The organism is Amycolatopsis sp. NBC_01480 (assembly GCF_036227205.1).
Lineage (GTDB): Bacteria > Actinomycetota > Actinomycetes > Mycobacteriales > Pseudonocardiaceae > Amycolatopsis.
In genome coordinates, this window is record NZ_CP109442.1 from 1,496,111 (window position 1) to 1,510,100 (window position 13,990).

Below are 13,990 nucleotides of genomic sequence, written 5' to 3' on the forward strand. Positions count from 1 at the left end.
CCCCGGAGGTGAAGCGGCGGCGCAGCGCGAGTGAGACGTACACGAGCCCGACCAGCACTGGAACTTCGATGAGCGGGCCGACGACGCCGGCGAGAGCTTGTCCGCTGGTGGCGCCGAAGGTCGCGATGGCGACGGCGATGGCCAGTTCGAAGTTGTTGCCCGCGGCGGTGAACGCCAGCGTTGTCGTGCGCTCGTAACCGAGGCCGACAGCCTTGCCGAAGGCGTAGCCGCCGCCCCACATGATCGCGAAGTACACCAGCAGCGGCACGGCGATCCGGACGACGTCCACCGGGCGACTGGTGATCTGATCCCCTTGCAGGGCAAAGAGGATCACGATGGTGAACAGCAGTCCGTACAGCGCGGCGGGCCCGGCCTTGGGCAGGAACTCGGCCTCGTACCACGCCCGGCCCTTGACCTTCTCGCCGAAGTGGCGGGTCAGAAACCCTGCCACCAAAGGGATTCCGAGGAAGATGAGGACGCTCTTCGCGATCTGCCAGCCCGATACGGCGAGGTCGGCCCGGGCGAGGCCGAGCCAGCCGGGCAGCACCGACAGGTAGAACCAGCCGAGCACGCCGAACATGACGACCTGGAATACCGAGTTCAGCGCGACGAGCACGGCGGCGGCTTCGCGGTCGCCGCAGGCGAGGTCGTTCCAGATCACGACCATCGCGATGCAGCGCGCCAGCCCGACGATGATCAGGCCGGTCCGGTACTCGGGCAGATCCGGCAGCATCAGCCAGGCGAGGGCGAACATCAACGCCGGGCCGATGATCCAGTTCAGCACCAGCGACGACCAGAGAAGCCGGCGGTCGCCGGTGACCGTGCCGAGCCGGTCGTAGCGGACCTTCGCCAGGACCGGGTACATCATGACCAGCAGCCCGATGGCGATCGGCAGCGAGATCCCGTCGACCGAGACCGCGTTCAGCGCCGTGTCCAGGCCGGGGATGATCCGGCCGCCGAGCAGGCCGGCGGCCATCGCGGCAGCGATCCAGACCGGCAGGAACCGGTCCAAAGTCGACAGTTTGCCGACGACGCCCGCCGAGGCGGGCCCCCCGGTGACGCTCATGCCGGCACTACCGCCGGGCCGGCGGGAACGAGCACGGCGGACAGGCGGGCGAGGACTTCGGGGTGGACACGGTAGTAAACCCAGGTCCCGCGGCGTTCGCCGTCGATGAGGCCGGATTCGCGCAGCACCTTGAGGTGGTGCGAGATCGTGGGGCCGGTGACCTCGAAGGCGTCGGTCAGGTCGCACACACACGCCTCGCCACCCTCGTGCGAGGCGATGAGCGAGAGCAAGCGCAGCCGGATCGGATCGGAGATGGCCTTGAACACCTTCGCCAGCTCAACCGCCTGCGGCTCGGACAGGGGCTCGCGGGCCAGGGGGTTGCAGCAGGCGTCCATCGCCACCAGCGGCAGTTGCTTCGACATACGTCTATGTTGACAGACTTCTATCTAGACGGCAATCTAAGTCAGGTCTTGTTTTGATGAACGTCTATTCAAGGGAGTCAACCCATGTCCCGCGTCCAGCTCGCCCTCCGTGTCGGCGACCTCGAAGGCTCGATCGACTTCTACGCCAAGCTGTTCAACACCGAACCGGCCAAGCGCCGCCCCGGCTACGCCAACTTCGCCATCGCCGAGCCCGCGCTCAAGCTGGTCCTGCTCGAAGGCAAGCCGGGCCAGGCGACCGTGATGGATCACCTCGGTGTCGAGGTCGAGTCCGCCGGCGAGGTCGGCGCGGCGTCCAAGCGACTGACCGGCGAAGGCATGGAAACCTTGGTGGAGAACGGAACGACGTGCTGCTACGCCCTGCAGGACAAGGTGTGGGTACACGGTCCCGGCCAGGAGCCGTGGGAGGTCTACACGGTCAAGGACGACTCCGCCTCGTTCGGCGAGGACAGCCCCGCCACCGCCACCGCGGCCGCCTGCTGCACGCCCGACGCCGAGACCGGTGAGGCCGAAAAGGACGCTCAGCCCGCCGGCTGCTGCGACTGAACCCCGGCGGTCGCCGCCGCCGCGCGCAGTTTTCGTCTTGAGAGCTCATTTCTGCTTGAGCTGCTTGCGATTGACGGCCAGAACCTCGTCGGACAGTGCCGGCGCGGCGGCGGCGACGGCGCGGGAGAGCATCAGCGCACCGACCATCTGGCTGAACATGACGATGGCGTGCTCGCGGGCGGTCGCGGGGTCCAGCTTGGTGCCGGACTGGCGCCCGCGGTCCACCAGCAGCTCGGTGAAGGCGGCGAAGTAGCCGTCCAGCCCGCGCTGGTACTCGGCCTGGGCCGCGGCGCCGTGACGGCCGGCGTCGGAGACCAGGGCGGCGGAGGCGCAGCCGGATTCCGGGTGGTCGCGATGGGCCGGGGTGACGTAGCTGTCGACGATGTCGTTCAGGGCGGCCCGGGCGGAACGCGGGTGGGCGGCGCGCATGGCGGCGACCGCGTCCAGTGAGTCGGTGAAGCCCCCGCGGAGGACTTCGAGCGCGAGGTCCTCTTTCGAGCCGAAGTGGTTGTAGAAGCCGCCGTGGGTCATGCCGGCGTTTTTCATCAGCTCTTCGATGCCGACGCCGTCGATGCCGCGCGCCCGGAAGCCCTCGCCGGCGGCGTTGACGATCTTCTCCCGGTTCCGCTGCTTCTGCTCCTGCGTGATGCGGGGCATTCCGGCACCTCCCTGGCTCCGCTTGTGATGTTACCTGGCATCAAAGTTGACAATCAATGATGACGAACCACATCATAATATTGCGGTTGGACACCATCATCGGCCGGAGGGGACGAGTCATGGACTTCGGAACGATCGGTGCGGGCGTGATCGGGCAGGCCGTCGCCGCCCATCTCGTCGCGGCCGGACATCACGTTGTGCTCAGCAACAGCCGAGGTCCCGCCTCGCTCGAGGACGTCGTGCAGAGCTTGGGTCCGCTGGCGACGGCCGGCACGGTCGCCGAGGCGGCGGCCGCGGACATGGTCTTCCTCGCCGTCGGGTGGCCGGCCATTCCCGGCGCGCTCGCCGGCCTGCCGGACTGGGGCGGCCGCATCCTCGTGGACACCAGCAACCAGCTGACCGGCCCCACGCCGGCGGACTACGTCGACCTCGGCCCGCAGACCGGCAGCGAGTTCGTGGCCGCACTGGCGCCGGGCGCGCGGGTGGTCAAGGCGTTCAACACGTTGTACGCCAAGTACATCGCCGCCGATCCGCGGCACCCGGAGGGCCGCCGGCTGTTGTTCTACGCCGGCGACGACACCGACGCGAAAGCCGCCTTCCAGCAGACCGCCGCCGAGATCGGCTTCGCCCCGGTGGACGCCGGTCCGCTTCGTGAGGGCGGCCGGCTGATGCAGGTCGGCGGCCCGCTGTCCGCGCTGCACGCCCTCAAACAGGACTGAACGGAGCACCACCATGAAGGCCCTCGGATACGAGAAGGCCCATCCGCTCGACGCGTTCGCCCTGGAGCTGATCGACGTGCCGGAGCCGCGGCCCCGGGAGACCGACCTGCTGGTCGAGATCCGCGCCGTCGGCATCAATCCCGGTGAAACGGCGATCCGCCGGACGCGCAGTGCCGAGCCGGGCGGACGCCTCATCCTCGGCTGGGAGTTCTCCGGGGTGGTCGTCGAAGCAGGCCCGGCGGTCACGGGTTTCGCGGCCGGCGACCGGGTCATGGGCACCGGCGAGGTGACCCGGGACGGCGCGTGGGCCGAGCGGCTGGCGGTCGATCACCGCGTCGTCGCCAAGATCCCGGATCGGTTGTCCTTTGTGGACGCCGCGTCGCTGCCCATCGGCGGCCTTACGGCGTGGGAAGCGTTGTTCCGTGACCAGGACGGCCTGCCGCCCGGGGTGGACCGGGTGCTCGTCCTCGGCAGCGCCGGCGGCGTGGGATCGATGGCGACACAACTGCTGAAGGCCAAGACGCCGGCGTTCGTGATCGGCACGGCGTCACGTCCTGAATCACGCGAGTGGTCCACCACGATGGGCGCCGACCTGGTCGTCGACCATTCGGGAGATGTGGTCGCACAGCTGAATGACGCCGGCGTCGGCCCGGTCGACCTGGTGCTGTCCACCGCCGGGACCATCGGCAGCCTCGGGTGGATCGCCGAGGCCCTCCGGCCGTTCGGCCACGTCTCGGCGATCGACCTCGACGGGCCCGTCGACACCGCTCCCCTGATGCGGAAGTCCTTGTCACTGCACGCCGAAGTGGTGTTCAGCAGGATGGACGGCCAGGCCACGGTGCTCGCCGAACTGGCGCGAGACGCCGCCGAAGGCCGGATACGGCCCATCACCACGACTATCCTCAAAGGACTCACCGTGGACAGCATGCGGCAGGCGCACGAACTCCTCGAGACCGGCCGCACCATCGGCAAGGTGGTGCTGTCGTTCCAGATCGACTGAGGGCCGGGGGAATCACTCCCCCGGCCCCGTTTCCGCCTGTGGTCAGTCGGTCCAGCGCGTGGCGATGCCGGTGGAATCGCCGACGATCACGCCGGTGGTGTTGACGGCCCGGGCGCGGCTGCCGGCCCGGCCGGGCAGGAAGCGCAGGTCCGTGACGCTTCCGTCGGGGGACCACCGCACCGCGGTCCGGTAGAAGTCGGCCGCCTGGGCCTCGCCGACGATCGTGCCGTCGGCGTTGATCGCGTACGCGTAGGCATCCGCCTTGGACGCTCCCGGCAGCGCGGGGAGGTCGCTGATCACGCCGGCGGGCGTCCACTTCACCGCGTGGGTGTACCCGCCGGCGCCGCTTGCATACCCGACGACGGTGCCGCTGTTGTTGATACCGCTCGGAGTGCTGTAGCCCTTGCCGTTGCCCTCCAGCGTGCCGAGGCGGGTGACGGTGCCGTCGGTGTTCCAGCGCACGCCCTCGCTGATGGCCACGCCCGGACCGTCCGCGTCGCCCACGATGACGCCGTCGTTGTTGATGGCCCACGCGTCGGTGCGCTGCCCGCCGGTGCTGGGGCCGAGGTCGGTCGGCGCGCCGGCCGCGCTCCACTTGACCGCGTGGTCGGTGCAGTCGATCTGCGTCCAGCCGACGATGACCCCGGCGTCGTTGACCGCTCGCGCCTCGCCGCCCACCGCGCCGGGCGGCAGGGCGAGCGTGGTCGCCGTGCCGTCGGGGGCCCAGCGGGTCGGGTTGCGGTGGCCGTCGCCGTCGTGGCTGCCGACGACCACGCCGCTTCCGTTCATCCCCCAGGCCTCGCTCCACTGCGTGCCGAACGGGACGCCGAGATCGGTGATGGAGCCGTCGGCGTTCCAGCGCACCGCGTGCCCGGCGCCGTCCGGCGTGAACGACTTGCCGGCCGCCTGCCCGGCGCCGTTGACCGCGCGCGCCTCGGCGACGGTGCCCTTGGTCAGGGCGGGCAGTTCGGTGATGCTCGGCGCCGCCGAAGCGGGTACGGCGGTCAACGGCGCCGCCACCAGCGCCGTGAGGACGGCGCCAGCCATCGTGAGTCTTCGGACCTTTTTCACACTGCCTCCCCTGGATCCGGACAATACTGCACCATTCGCTACTAATCCGACTACAGCCACGGCGGAAACGGGTTCCTACGAGCAGATCGGCTGCAGCCCGTATCCGCCTACTTCCGGTCGGATTAGTAACGACGACAAAGCCCCCGAACTCCGTCGACAGCAGCAAAATTAGCAGGATTCGGCGGGGACGAAGTTGGGGCCGCTGAGATCGAAGCGATCTTTGTGCGCGGTCACGAACTCCCCGACCGACTGCGGGACGCGGTGGCCGACCCGTTCGACGTTGTCGTTGGTCCCGGCGAAGACGCCGTTCCGGTAGTCGACGGCGACGTGGCTCAGGTGCTGGACGAGGTGCGGCGACAGGCCGCGCGCGGTCATGGCCGCGGCGAACTCGTCGACGCTGATCGGCTCGTAGTGCACGGGGAAACCGAGCGTGGCGGCCATGGCGGCGGCGATCTCGTGGTGGTCCAGCTCGACCGGGCCGTGCAGGGTGTACACGGCGCGGTCGTGCGGCTCGGGGTCGGTCAGCAGCGCGGCGATCACGTGGGACTGGTCGGCGGCGGCGATCGGGGCGTGGCGGCCCTCGCCGAACGGGAGCCGGAGGTAGCCCTCACCGTCGCGCAGCTCCCACCACGTCGTGAGCCACTCGGCGAAGAAGGTGGGACGCAGGTGCGCGGTGAGCAGGCCGGTCCGGTCGAGCAGGCGCTCGCTCAGCCAGTGCTGCCGGGCGGCGTCGCTCCCGGCGTCGCGGCGGGCGGAGATCTGCGACATGTCGACCACCGACCGGACCCCCGCATCCGTTGCCGCCTGGGCGAAATTGACAGTCGCCTCGATCAGGCTCGGGGCGATCGGATGGCACAGGTAGGCGCCGGTGACCCCGCGCATGGCGGCGCTCACCCCGTTCAGATCGTGCAGGTCCGCCACCGCGATCTCGGCGCCGGCCGCGGCCAGCGCGCGGGACCGCTCGTCCTCGCGGCGCACCATGGCCCGGACGCGATGGCCGCGTTCCAGCAGCAGTTTGACTGTGCCACCACCGGTTTTGCCGGTCGCGCCACTGATCAGGTACAGGCTGTCGGTCATCTTGATGCCTTTCTCGGTGGACGCCGGTTCAGGCCGTGACCTCGGCGCCGACCAGGTTTCCCTTCATCAGCCAGGTCGGGCCCTCGGCGTAGGTGGTGGCTTCGGCGAAGAACGCGCCGAAGTACGGGCCGGCGGCGTGGGCGTTGAAGGCGTCGACGTCCGCATAGACCTCGTTGAGGTAGAAGACGTCCGGGTTCTCCTCGTCGGCGATGACCTCGAAGCGGTGGGAGCCGGGCTCGTGCGCGAGGGAGTCGCGGCCGGTCTGGGCGGCGAGCCGGACGAAGTCCTCGTGGTGCTCGGCCGGACGGTGAAGGAGACAAGGAACTGGTACACGTCGAAGGCCTTCCGAACGTAGTTCACTGAATGAACTCCGACCGTAGCACGCGGGAGTTCATTCAGTGAACTACCGCGTGTAAGGTGGACGGCATGGTTCTTCCCAGCACGTACGCGGATCGCAACTGCTCGCTGGCCCGGGCGTTGGAGGTGGTCGGCGAGCGGTGGACGCTGCTGATCGTGCGGGACGCGTTCTACGGGATCCGCCGGTTCGGCGATTTCGCCACGCAGCTCGGCATTCCCCGCGCCGTCCTGACCAGCCGGCTCAAGCTGCTCGTGCGTGAGGGCGTGCTCGTCCACGACAACACCGGCGAGTACCGGCTGACCGACAAGGGGATCGGCCTCTGGCCGGTCGTGCGCGTGATGATGGCCTGGGGCGACGAGCATTACTCGCCGGCCGGCGTCAAGCGCGCGCTGCGGCACGACCGCGACGGCACGCTGCTCGACCACGAAGGACGCTGCAGGGAATGCGGTGAACTCGTCCCGGTTCCGGAGATCCGGATCGAGCCGGGGCCCGGGTTCACCCCCGCGAAATCCAGCCCTGATCCCGTTTCCGCCCGGCTCAACGCGCCACGCCGGCTCCTCGAACCGCTCGCGGCCCAGCACTGAGGACCCCGCCGTGCCGACCCATCCGCTGGACAACGCCACCCACTCCGCCCTGACCGGGCCGCACGCCCGGTTCGCCGAGCGCCGCGGCAACGCGCTGCGCTACCCGGCCGACATTTCGCCGTTGATGGCGCTGCCGGACGACCCCGAGACAAAAGACTGGACCGACCTCGCGGCTCTCGCCGGCGCGCGGCTCAGCCTGACCGGCCCCGTGCTCGAACCGCCGGACGGCTGGACGGTCGAAGCGCGCATCCCGCTGCTACAGTTCGTCGACGACGGGATCGCCGCCGCGTCGGACGAGGAGGCCGTCCGTCTCGGCGAGGCCGACGTGCCGGAAATACTCGAGCTGGTCGAGCTGACCAAGCCCGGGCCGTTCCTGAAGCGCACCATCGAAATGGGCACCTACCTCGGGATCCGCCGTGACGGCCGGCTGGTGGCCATGGCCGGCGAACGCCTGCACGCTCCCGGATGGACGGAGATCAGCGCGGTCTGCAGCGACCCGGCCTACCGCGGGCACGGCCTCGGCACGCGGCTGCTGCTGGCCGTCGCCGCCGGAATCCGGGACCGCGGCGAGACCCCGTTCCTGCACGTTCTGGAGTCCAATGTGGACGCTGTCCGGCTGTATGAGCGCCTCGGGTTCCGGCTGCGGCTGCGCACGAACATCGTGATCGCCGCCCAGCCGTGATCACTGGCCGAGCAGCGCGGCCTGGCTCTCCAGAACCGCCGACACCGCCTCGAAGGGCTCAGTGCTACGCAACGCGCGAGCAGTGACCAGCGCCCCCTCCATGCCCGCGACGGCCGTGTGGGCGAAGCGGCGCGCGGCAGCTTCGTCAATGCCGAAAGCCGCGAAGTGTCCTGTCAAACTCTCGATCATCGCGGAGAAAGCCTTGCCGCCCATGGCATCGAGTTCGTCGGAGCCGCCGGCGGACTCGATCACCAGCGGCGCCAGCGCGCACCCCTGCCGGTAATCCGCGGCCACGAGGTTTTCCCGAGCCTGGCCGAGATAAGCGTGGACCAGCTCGACCGGTGATCCGGCTGCCACGGCGGCGCGGTCGATCTGCGCGACCTGCTCGCGTACATGCAGTTCAGCCGCCTCCACCGCCAGCTGGGCCTTGCCGCCAGGGAAATGGAAGTACACCGAACCGCGCGGAGCCTCGCTCAACGCCAGCACGTCCGAGAAGGCCGTCGCGTGGTAGCCCCGCTCGCGCAGGCACTGCCCGGCGGCCCGGACCATCTTCTCTCGCGCATCCGTGCGCCGTCCTGCCATGGTGCCCACGCTACGCCGCTATGTATGTCGTGCGACATAGTTTGTAGCCGAGTATGACGACTGTCATGGAAGGTGAGGGGGTCGAGCGAACGAAGGAGAGCGCCCATGTCATCCGTGCTCATCACCGGCGCGTCCCAGGGAATCGGCCGGGCCATCGCCCTGGAGCTGGCGAACCGCGGCCACCGGGTGATCGCCACCGCCCGCCGCCCGGAGACTCTGGCCGACCTGCCCGTCGACGAGCGCTTGCGGCTCGACGTCACCGACCAGGACAGCGTCGACGAGGCCATGGCCGCGGCCGGGGAGGTCGACGTGCTGGTCAGCAACGCCGGCGCGACCCTGCGCGCGCCGCTGGAAAGCGTTCCCCTGGCCGAGGTCGAACGGATCTACCAGCTCAACACCATCGGCGCGTTACGCGTGGCGCAAGGCGTGCTGCCCGCGATGCGCGAGCGGGGGTCGGGCCGCCTGGTCTTCGTCTCCAGCATCCAGGGACGGCTGGTGCTGCCGGTCATCGGCGCGTACGGCGCGAGCAAGTGGGCGCTGGAGGCGATCGCCGAGACGCTGGCCATCGAGACCCGTCCCTTCGGCGTCAAGGTGAGCATCGTGCAACCGGGCGCGGTGGCCACGAACGGCGCCGGTCAGACCGGCACCTTCTTCACCGACGACGACCCGTACGCCCCGCTGTACCGGCAATTGGGCGCACTGCGCGGCGAGGTCGTCACGCCCGAGGAGGTGGCCGCCGTCGTCGCCGACACGATCGAACAGCCGGAGCCGCCGCTGCGCGTACCCGCTGGCGCCCCGGCTGAACGAGCCTTGCGGGCACGCAAGGAAGCCCCCGAAGATCAGCCGTTCATGCCGGTCGACATCGACTGGTGATCAGGGCCGCCGGAAGATCGTGATCGAGTGGCCGACTTCGTCGATCGGGGTGCTGCTGTCGAGCAGTGACCGCAGGTGTGCGTCGGCCTTGGCGATGAGGGAATCGGAGACCACGAGCAGGCCGTGGACCTCGTTCGGGGGGACGCGGAGCGGGTCGGCGGCGTTGATGCCGTAGTAGGACGGCACGCCGCTGCCCTGGTAGGCGAGCCAGATCGGCCGGCCCGGGTAGCGCTGCTTCAGCCGGTCGCCCAGGCGGCCGAGATCCTGGCCCCAGTCGACGTTCGAGTCGTGCAGGCGCAGGTGCGTTTCGGCCGGGCCGCCGAACGCCTCGTTGGCGTAGGGCAGGTAGTACGGGAACGTCCGCAGCGAGCTGACCGCCACGAAAACGACCAGGACCGCCGCCGCGAGGTGGGCCCACCGGCGGCGCAACGCGACCACGCCGGCCGCCGCGACGGTCAGGAACATCGGCAGGAAAACCGTGTACCGGACGCCGAAGTCGCGGCTGCCGGTCATGGCCGCGGCCAGCAGCAAGGCGGCGGGAACGAGCACGTACGGCGCGGCCGGGCGCAGCCGGGGAATCGCCACCAGCACAACGGCACCGGCCAGCCAGAGCGCCAGCAGGCCCAGCGGCGTTTTCACCAGGATCGCGGCCGGGAGGTAGTACCACAACGAGCCGAAGTAGTGCCGGCCGAACATGAATCCGTTCCACACCTGGTCTTCGAAGCCGAACTGGAAATGCATGCCGTCGCGGTACGGCTGGGGCAGCGGCAACCAGTCGGCGAGCGCGCGCACGCCGTGGAGCACCGGCAACCCCGGCGGCGTCGTCCAGCGCAGCCGCGGATCCACGGCGAGATAGGACGCCCACACCACGGCGATCGCGATCAGCGCCACCCCGACGACGGCCGCCGCGAACTGAAAGAACCCCGTCTCGCGCGTGCGGCGGGTGTGCCAGACGGACAGCACGACCAGGAGCAGCACCACCGGAACTCCGGCCAGTGCGCTCATCTTCGTGGCAATCGCCGCACCGAGGGCCAGCCCCGCCAAGGGGAGATACAGGACCGGCCGGCGCCGGGCCCGCCACACCAGCCAGACCGAGGTCAGCAGGAAACCGGCCTCCGGCACGTCGAGGTTGGCCAGTGCCCCGTACGCGATCAGGTCGGGCGAAAACGCGTACAGCGCGAGCGCCGTCAGCCCGCCGACGGGGCCGAAGAGATCACGCGCGAACGCGAAGACGACCAGCCCGAACAGCAGCGTGAGCACGATCATCGGCAGCCGCGCCAGCAGCATCAGCCGTCCCGGATCGTTGCCCGACTCATACAGCACGTGCCGGCCGAGCTGCGTCTGGTCGCCGGCGAACGCGGGGTCGAGGTGCACGTCGGCGAAGGCCAGCCCGGACGCGATGATCAGCTTGCCCAGCGGCGGGTGCTCCGGGTTGTACCGCAGGCTGTGCTGCTGCAGGTAGACCACCGCCGTGCCCGCGTACACCGGCTCGTCGATGGTCGGCGTCTGCTCCACGGCCGTGGTGATCATCGCGAACGCCATCTCGGCCAGCAGCGCGACCACCACAACCGCGAACGCCCACCGCCGCCACCCAGCCCGGCCCGGCGGACGTCGGCCGTCCGCGGGCGGCAAGTCCTGCGCGGTCGCCTCCTCCGCGCTCGGCAACTGGCTCGTAGACGGCGACAACCCGCGGTCCTTCCCGGCGAGAACCAACCTTCAGCGTGATGACAGCGTAGCCAGCGATCAGCACGAGGCGGCGAACCGTCAGGCCGGCAATGGTGGCGCCGCGGATCAGCCGGCGTAGATGTGTTCGGCCACCATGATCACCGTGACGTTGGTGGTGGAAGACGGCACTTCCGGAATGATCGAAGCGTCGACAACCCGCAGCCCGCTGACGCCCTTGACCGCGCCGACCAAGTCGACCACGGCCCGGTTGCGGCTGGCCAGCTTCAGCGTGCCGGTCGACTCCGGCCGGACCAGCGCGGCCATCACGACGATCGCCCCCGCCGGTGGGGCGGAACGAACCGTCCATCAGGTGCGTCGCGGTGAGGTGCAGGTCCAGCTCGTCGCCGGTCGCCTCGCTCGACGCTGTCCACAGTAGGGCGCCGACGGCCGGGTCCACTTCCAGGTGATCGGGCGCCAGCGCGTACGCGCGATGAACCTCGTCGTCGCGTCCGTGCCCGAAGAGCGGATCGCGAGCGTTTCCGGGCTGGGCTGGGTGTTGCGCAGCGTCGGCGGCACTCTGGGCGGGCAGTTGAGCGGCAGCCTGCTGGCCGGCCGGCTGCTGCCGGGCACGTCGCTCCCGGCCTGGCCGGCGTTCGTGACCGCGTTTTGGGCCGACCTCGCGGTGGGGCTGCTGGCGCTGGTGGGCAGCCTTGCGTTGAGGCGCCGCGCGAGGCTGGCGGGTACCAGCCTGGCCACCTCGTAGGACTCGTGAGTGTTTATACCGGTTCTAACCGTCATGAACACTCACGAGCACAACCCCGTCCGCCAGGCCCAGGCGGCGATCTCCACCCGGTTCCGCACGGCCAGCTTCCGCTGCACGTTCGCCAGGTGGGTTTTGACCGTGGCCTGGGTGACGTACAGGCTGTCGGCGATCTCGCTGTTCGTCCGCCCCTGCGCCACCTGCCGCACCACGTCGATCTCCCGCTCGGTCAACGGCTCGCTCGGCGCCGGCTCCGGCGTCGCGGTGTCCGAGCGGTCCACCGCGAAGTGCGACAGCAGCCGCGTGGTCACCGTCGGCGCGATCAGCGTCGCCCCGACCGCGGCCGCGCGCACCGCTTCGATGAGCAGCGCGGGCGACATGTCCTTGAGCAGGAACCCGCAGGCCCCGTTGCGCAGCGCCCGGTACACGTACTCGTCCAGGTCGAACGTGGTGGCGATCAGGACGTTGAGCGGGTTCAGCACCCCCGGGCCGGCCAGCAGGCGGGTCGCCTCCAGCCCGTCCAGCTTGGGCATCCTGATGTCGAGCAGGCAGACGTCCGGGCGCAGGCGGCGGGCTTCGTCAACCGCGGCGCGGCCGTCCTCGACCGAGGCGACGACCTCCATGTCGGGCTGGGAGTCCAGGATCATCCGGAACGCCGAGCGCATCATCTCCTGGTCGTCGGCGATCAGCACGCGGATGCTCATGGCCGGTCATCATGGCAGAGCCGGCGTCAGCGGCAGGACCGCCCTCACGCGCCAGCCGCCGTCCGCGGGCCCCGCGGTGAGGGTTCCCCCGGCGTCGCCGACGCGTTCGGTCAAGCCCACCAAGCCGAAGCCGCCGCCGGAAGTGTCCGATGTGGACTTCCCATCGTCGGCCACCGTGATCTCGAGCCGTTCGCCGGACCGGGTCCGGGCGCGCACCTCGACGCCCGTGGCCCCGCCCGCGTGGCGCAGGATGTTGGTGAGCGACTCCTGGACGACGTGGTGCACCGCGTCGAGCACGTGCGGCGCCAGGTGCGTGATGGCGAGGTCGTCGTCGATGTAGGTGCGGACCGGCGGGCCGACGAAATGCCCGACCGGCTCCGCGACCGCCTCGCCCAGCGTCGCGCGGACCGGCGCCGGCTCGTCGTCGCGCAGCACCGAGATCATCCCCCGCATCGACGCGAGCGCCTGCGAGCCGGCCTTTTCGATCCCGGCCAGCATGTCGTCGAGCGCCTCCGGAGTGGGCTGGTGGCCACTGCTCGAGGTGAACCGGACCGCCTGCGTCTGGGCGACGATCGCGGTCACGTGGTGGGCGACGAAGTCGTGCAGGTCGCGGGCGTAGGCGAGGCGCTGCGCCTGCTTGGCGAGCTCACCCGCGTCGATGCGGCGCTGGTCGCGCAGGCGCAGGTACATGCCGAGCAGGATCACCAGCAGCATGCCGAAGAGCAGGACCGCCACCACGTTCCCGAGCCACGTGCTCCCCAGCGTGTAACAGCGGCTCGGCAGGGCCACGACCGCGGCGTACAGCAGCGGCACCACCAGCACCGAGCGGCCGGGCCGCAGCTCGATGATCGACCGCGCGGTCAGCCAGGCCAGCGAGACGATCTCCACGATGCCGAAGGTGTTGTCCAGCCCGTCCGGCAGCACCTGGCACAGCACGGTGAACGCGAGCGAGACCACGGCCAGCCCCGCGACCACCGGCGCGCGCACCGCGGGCATCGCCAGCACGGCCAGCGCGAGCAGGCCGCAGACCACCAGCCCCACCCCGGTCGCCACGGTCTCCGCGGTCAGGCCCTCGAGCACCACGAGCACCGCCGCGAGCAGGCCGAGGACGAGCAGCAGGCGCTGCGCCCAGGAAAGTCTTCCGATCATGACCGTCACGGTAGGACAGTCCGCCCGCGACGGTCCTCATCCCTTCGGCGGACCCGGCCCGCGCCGTCTCGTCAGTTCGGTTGAACCGCCGGGGCGGGCGCCCGCGCGAGCATGGCG

General features: G+C 70.2%; 16 protein-coding genes and 2 pseudogenes. 7 read left to right on the forward strand and 11 right to left on the reverse strand.

The annotated features are described in order from the left end of the window. Nucleotides 1-7: 7 nt before the first annotated feature. Together arsB and OG371_RS06975 are read right to left on the reverse strand one after the other, a co-directional pair. A pseudogene (gene arsB / locus OG371_RS06970) lies at nucleotides 8-1,066 on the reverse strand (ACR3 family arsenite efflux transporter); the annotation flags it as partial. Further along, nucleotides 1,063-1,428, reverse strand: a complete 366-nt coding sequence (locus OG371_RS06975; RefSeq protein WP_329066740.1) for an ArsR/SmtB family transcription factor — start codon at nucleotides 1,426-1,428, stop codon at nucleotides 1,063-1,065. The gene OG371_RS06975 and the pseudogene arsB, both read right to left, overlap by 4 nt. 84 nt (nucleotides 1,429-1,512) lie before the next feature. On the opposite strand from OG371_RS06975, the gene OG371_RS06980 reads away from it, so the two are divergent. After that, the gene (locus tag OG371_RS06980) at nucleotides 1,513-1,992 is read left to right on the forward strand and encodes an ArsI/CadI family heavy metal resistance metalloenzyme (RefSeq protein WP_329066742.1); all 480 of its coding nucleotides are present in this window, start codon (nucleotides 1,513-1,515) and stop codon (nucleotides 1,990-1,992) included. 45 nt (nucleotides 1,993-2,037) lie between these two features. On the opposite strand, the gene OG371_RS06985 is transcribed toward OG371_RS06980, so the two are convergent. Next, nucleotides 2,038-2,649 (reverse strand): TetR/AcrR family transcriptional regulator, encoded by a 612-nt coding sequence (locus tag OG371_RS06985; protein WP_329066743.1) that lies wholly within the window; start codon nucleotides 2,647-2,649, stop codon nucleotides 2,038-2,040. A 119-nt stretch (nucleotides 2,650-2,768) separates the two neighbouring features. Here OG371_RS06985 and OG371_RS06990 point away from each other — a divergent pair, with 119 nt between their 5' ends. Continuing rightward, entirely contained in the window at nucleotides 2,769-3,368 is a 600-nt protein-coding gene (locus OG371_RS06990; protein ID WP_329066744.1) for an NADPH-dependent F420 reductase, read from the forward strand. 13 nt (nucleotides 3,369-3,381) lie between these two features. Next, complete coding sequence (locus OG371_RS06995) at nucleotides 3,382-4,368, forward strand: alcohol dehydrogenase catalytic domain-containing protein (protein ID WP_329066746.1); 987 nt, start codon at nucleotides 3,382-3,384, stop codon at nucleotides 4,366-4,368. 42 nt (nucleotides 4,369-4,410) lie between these two features. On the opposite strand, the gene OG371_RS07000 is transcribed toward OG371_RS06995, so the two are convergent. The 3 genes and pseudogenes from OG371_RS07000 to OG371_RS47350 all read right to left on the reverse strand — a co-directional run. Beyond that, nucleotides 4,411-5,415, reverse strand: a complete 1,005-nt coding sequence (locus OG371_RS07000; RefSeq protein ID WP_329066748.1) for a hypothetical protein — start codon at nucleotides 5,413-5,415, stop codon at nucleotides 4,411-4,413. A gap of 192 nt (nucleotides 5,416-5,607) precedes the next feature. Beyond that, complete coding sequence (locus OG371_RS07005; RefSeq protein ID WP_329066750.1) at nucleotides 5,608-6,516, reverse strand: NmrA family NAD(P)-binding protein; 909 nt, start codon at nucleotides 6,514-6,516, stop codon at nucleotides 5,608-5,610. A gap of 28 nt (nucleotides 6,517-6,544) precedes the next feature. Continuing rightward, nucleotides 6,545-6,757, reverse strand: a pseudogene (locus OG371_RS47350) (putative quinol monooxygenase); the annotation flags it as partial. Nucleotides 6,758-6,942: 185 nt separating this feature from the next. On the opposite strand from OG371_RS47350, the gene OG371_RS07015 reads away from it, so the two are divergent. After that, nucleotides 6,943-7,458 carry a winged helix-turn-helix transcriptional regulator gene (locus tag OG371_RS07015; RefSeq protein ID WP_329066754.1) on the forward strand — a complete coding sequence of 172 codons (516 nt, stop codon included), beginning with the start codon at nucleotides 6,943-6,945 and terminating at the stop codon, nucleotides 7,456-7,458. A 10-nt stretch (nucleotides 7,459-7,468) separates the two neighbouring features. After that, entirely contained in the window at nucleotides 7,469-8,140 is a 672-nt protein-coding gene (locus OG371_RS07020; RefSeq protein ID WP_329066756.1) for a GNAT family N-acetyltransferase, read from the forward strand. On the opposite strand, the gene OG371_RS07025 is transcribed toward OG371_RS07020, so the two are convergent. Further along, nucleotides 8,141-8,722, reverse strand: a complete 582-nt coding sequence (locus OG371_RS07025; RefSeq protein ID WP_329066758.1) for a TetR/AcrR family transcriptional regulator — start codon at nucleotides 8,720-8,722, stop codon at nucleotides 8,141-8,143. A 105-nt stretch (nucleotides 8,723-8,827) separates the two neighbouring features. Between OG371_RS07025 and OG371_RS07030 the strand changes: the two genes are divergently transcribed. Beyond that, a complete protein-coding gene (locus OG371_RS07030; RefSeq protein WP_329066760.1) occupies nucleotides 8,828-9,595 on the forward strand; it encodes an SDR family oxidoreductase in 768 nt (255 codons plus the stop codon). Here the strand turns inward: OG371_RS07030 and OG371_RS07035 are convergent, their stop codons facing one another. Together OG371_RS07035 and OG371_RS07040 are read right to left on the reverse strand one after the other, a co-directional pair. Further along, nucleotides 9,596-11,281 carry a glycosyltransferase family 39 protein gene (locus OG371_RS07035; RefSeq protein ID WP_329066762.1) on the reverse strand — a complete coding sequence of 562 codons (1,686 nt, stop codon included), beginning with the start codon at nucleotides 11,279-11,281 and terminating at the stop codon, nucleotides 9,596-9,598. It lies immediately after the preceding gene. Between the two features lie 105 nt (nucleotides 11,282-11,386). Then, nucleotides 11,387-11,584 carry a GMC oxidoreductase gene (locus OG371_RS07040; protein WP_329066763.1) on the reverse strand — a complete coding sequence of 66 codons (198 nt, stop codon included), beginning with the start codon at nucleotides 11,582-11,584 and terminating at the stop codon, nucleotides 11,387-11,389. A 166-nt stretch (nucleotides 11,585-11,750) separates the two neighbouring features. On the opposite strand from OG371_RS07040, the gene OG371_RS07045 reads away from it, so the two are divergent. Continuing rightward, nucleotides 11,751-12,023, forward strand: coding sequence for a hypothetical protein (locus tag OG371_RS07045; protein ID WP_329066766.1), 273 nt, complete (start codon nucleotides 11,751-11,753; stop codon nucleotides 12,021-12,023). A 41-nt stretch (nucleotides 12,024-12,064) separates the two neighbouring features. Here the strand turns inward: OG371_RS07045 and OG371_RS07050 are convergent, their stop codons facing one another. Further along, nucleotides 12,065-12,724 carry a response regulator transcription factor gene (locus OG371_RS07050; RefSeq protein WP_329066768.1) on the reverse strand — a complete coding sequence of 220 codons (660 nt, stop codon included), beginning with the start codon at nucleotides 12,722-12,724 and terminating at the stop codon, nucleotides 12,065-12,067. Between the two features lie 9 nt (nucleotides 12,725-12,733). After that, a complete protein-coding gene (locus OG371_RS07055; RefSeq protein WP_329066770.1) occupies nucleotides 12,734-13,873 on the reverse strand; it encodes a sensor histidine kinase in 1,140 nt (379 codons plus the stop codon). Nucleotides 13,874-13,990 lie beyond the last annotated feature (117 nt).

Coding starts and splice junctions, on each gene's coding strand:
- OG371_RS06990 (WP_329066744.1), top strand. CDS start 2,769: ATGGACTTCGGAACGATCGGTGCGGGCGTGATCGGGCAGGCCGTCGCC.
- OG371_RS06985 (WP_329066743.1), bottom strand. CDS start 2,649: ATGCCCCGCATCACGCAGGAGCAGAAGCAGCGGAACCGGGAGAAGATC.
- OG371_RS07005 (WP_329066750.1), bottom strand. CDS start 6,516: ATGACCGACAGCCTGTACCTGATCAGTGGCGCGACCGGCAAAACCGGT.
- OG371_RS07030 (WP_329066760.1), top strand. CDS start 8,828: ATGTCATCCGTGCTCATCACCGGCGCGTCCCAGGGAATCGGCCGGGCC.
- OG371_RS06980 (WP_329066742.1), top strand. CDS start 1,513: ATGTCCCGCGTCCAGCTCGCCCTCCGTGTCGGCGACCTCGAAGGCTCG.
- OG371_RS07025 (WP_329066758.1), bottom strand. CDS start 8,722: ATGGCAGGACGGCGCACGGATGCGCGAGAGAAGATGGTCCGGGCCGCC.
- OG371_RS06995 (WP_329066746.1), top strand. CDS start 3,382: ATGAAGGCCCTCGGATACGAGAAGGCCCATCCGCTCGACGCGTTCGCC.
- OG371_RS07045 (WP_329066766.1), top strand. CDS start 11,751: ATGAACCTCGTCGTCGCGTCCGTGCCCGAAGAGCGGATCGCGAGCGTT.
- OG371_RS07040 (WP_329066763.1), bottom strand. CDS start 11,584: ATGGCCGCGCTGGTCCGGCCGGAGTCGACCGGCACGCTGAAGCTGGCC.
- OG371_RS07055 (WP_329066770.1), bottom strand. CDS start 13,873: ATGATCGGAAGACTTTCCTGGGCGCAGCGCCTGCTGCTCGTCCTCGGC.
- OG371_RS06975 (WP_329066740.1), bottom strand. CDS start 1,428: ATGTCGAAGCAACTGCCGCTGGTGGCGATGGACGCCTGCTGCAACCCC.
- OG371_RS07000 (WP_329066748.1), bottom strand. CDS start 5,415: ATGGCTGGCGCCGTCCTCACGGCGCTGGTGGCGGCGCCGTTGACCGCC.
- OG371_RS07015 (WP_329066754.1), top strand. CDS start 6,943: ATGGTTCTTCCCAGCACGTACGCGGATCGCAACTGCTCGCTGGCCCGG.
- OG371_RS07050 (WP_329066768.1), bottom strand. CDS start 12,724: ATGAGCATCCGCGTGCTGATCGCCGACGACCAGGAGATGATGCGCTCG.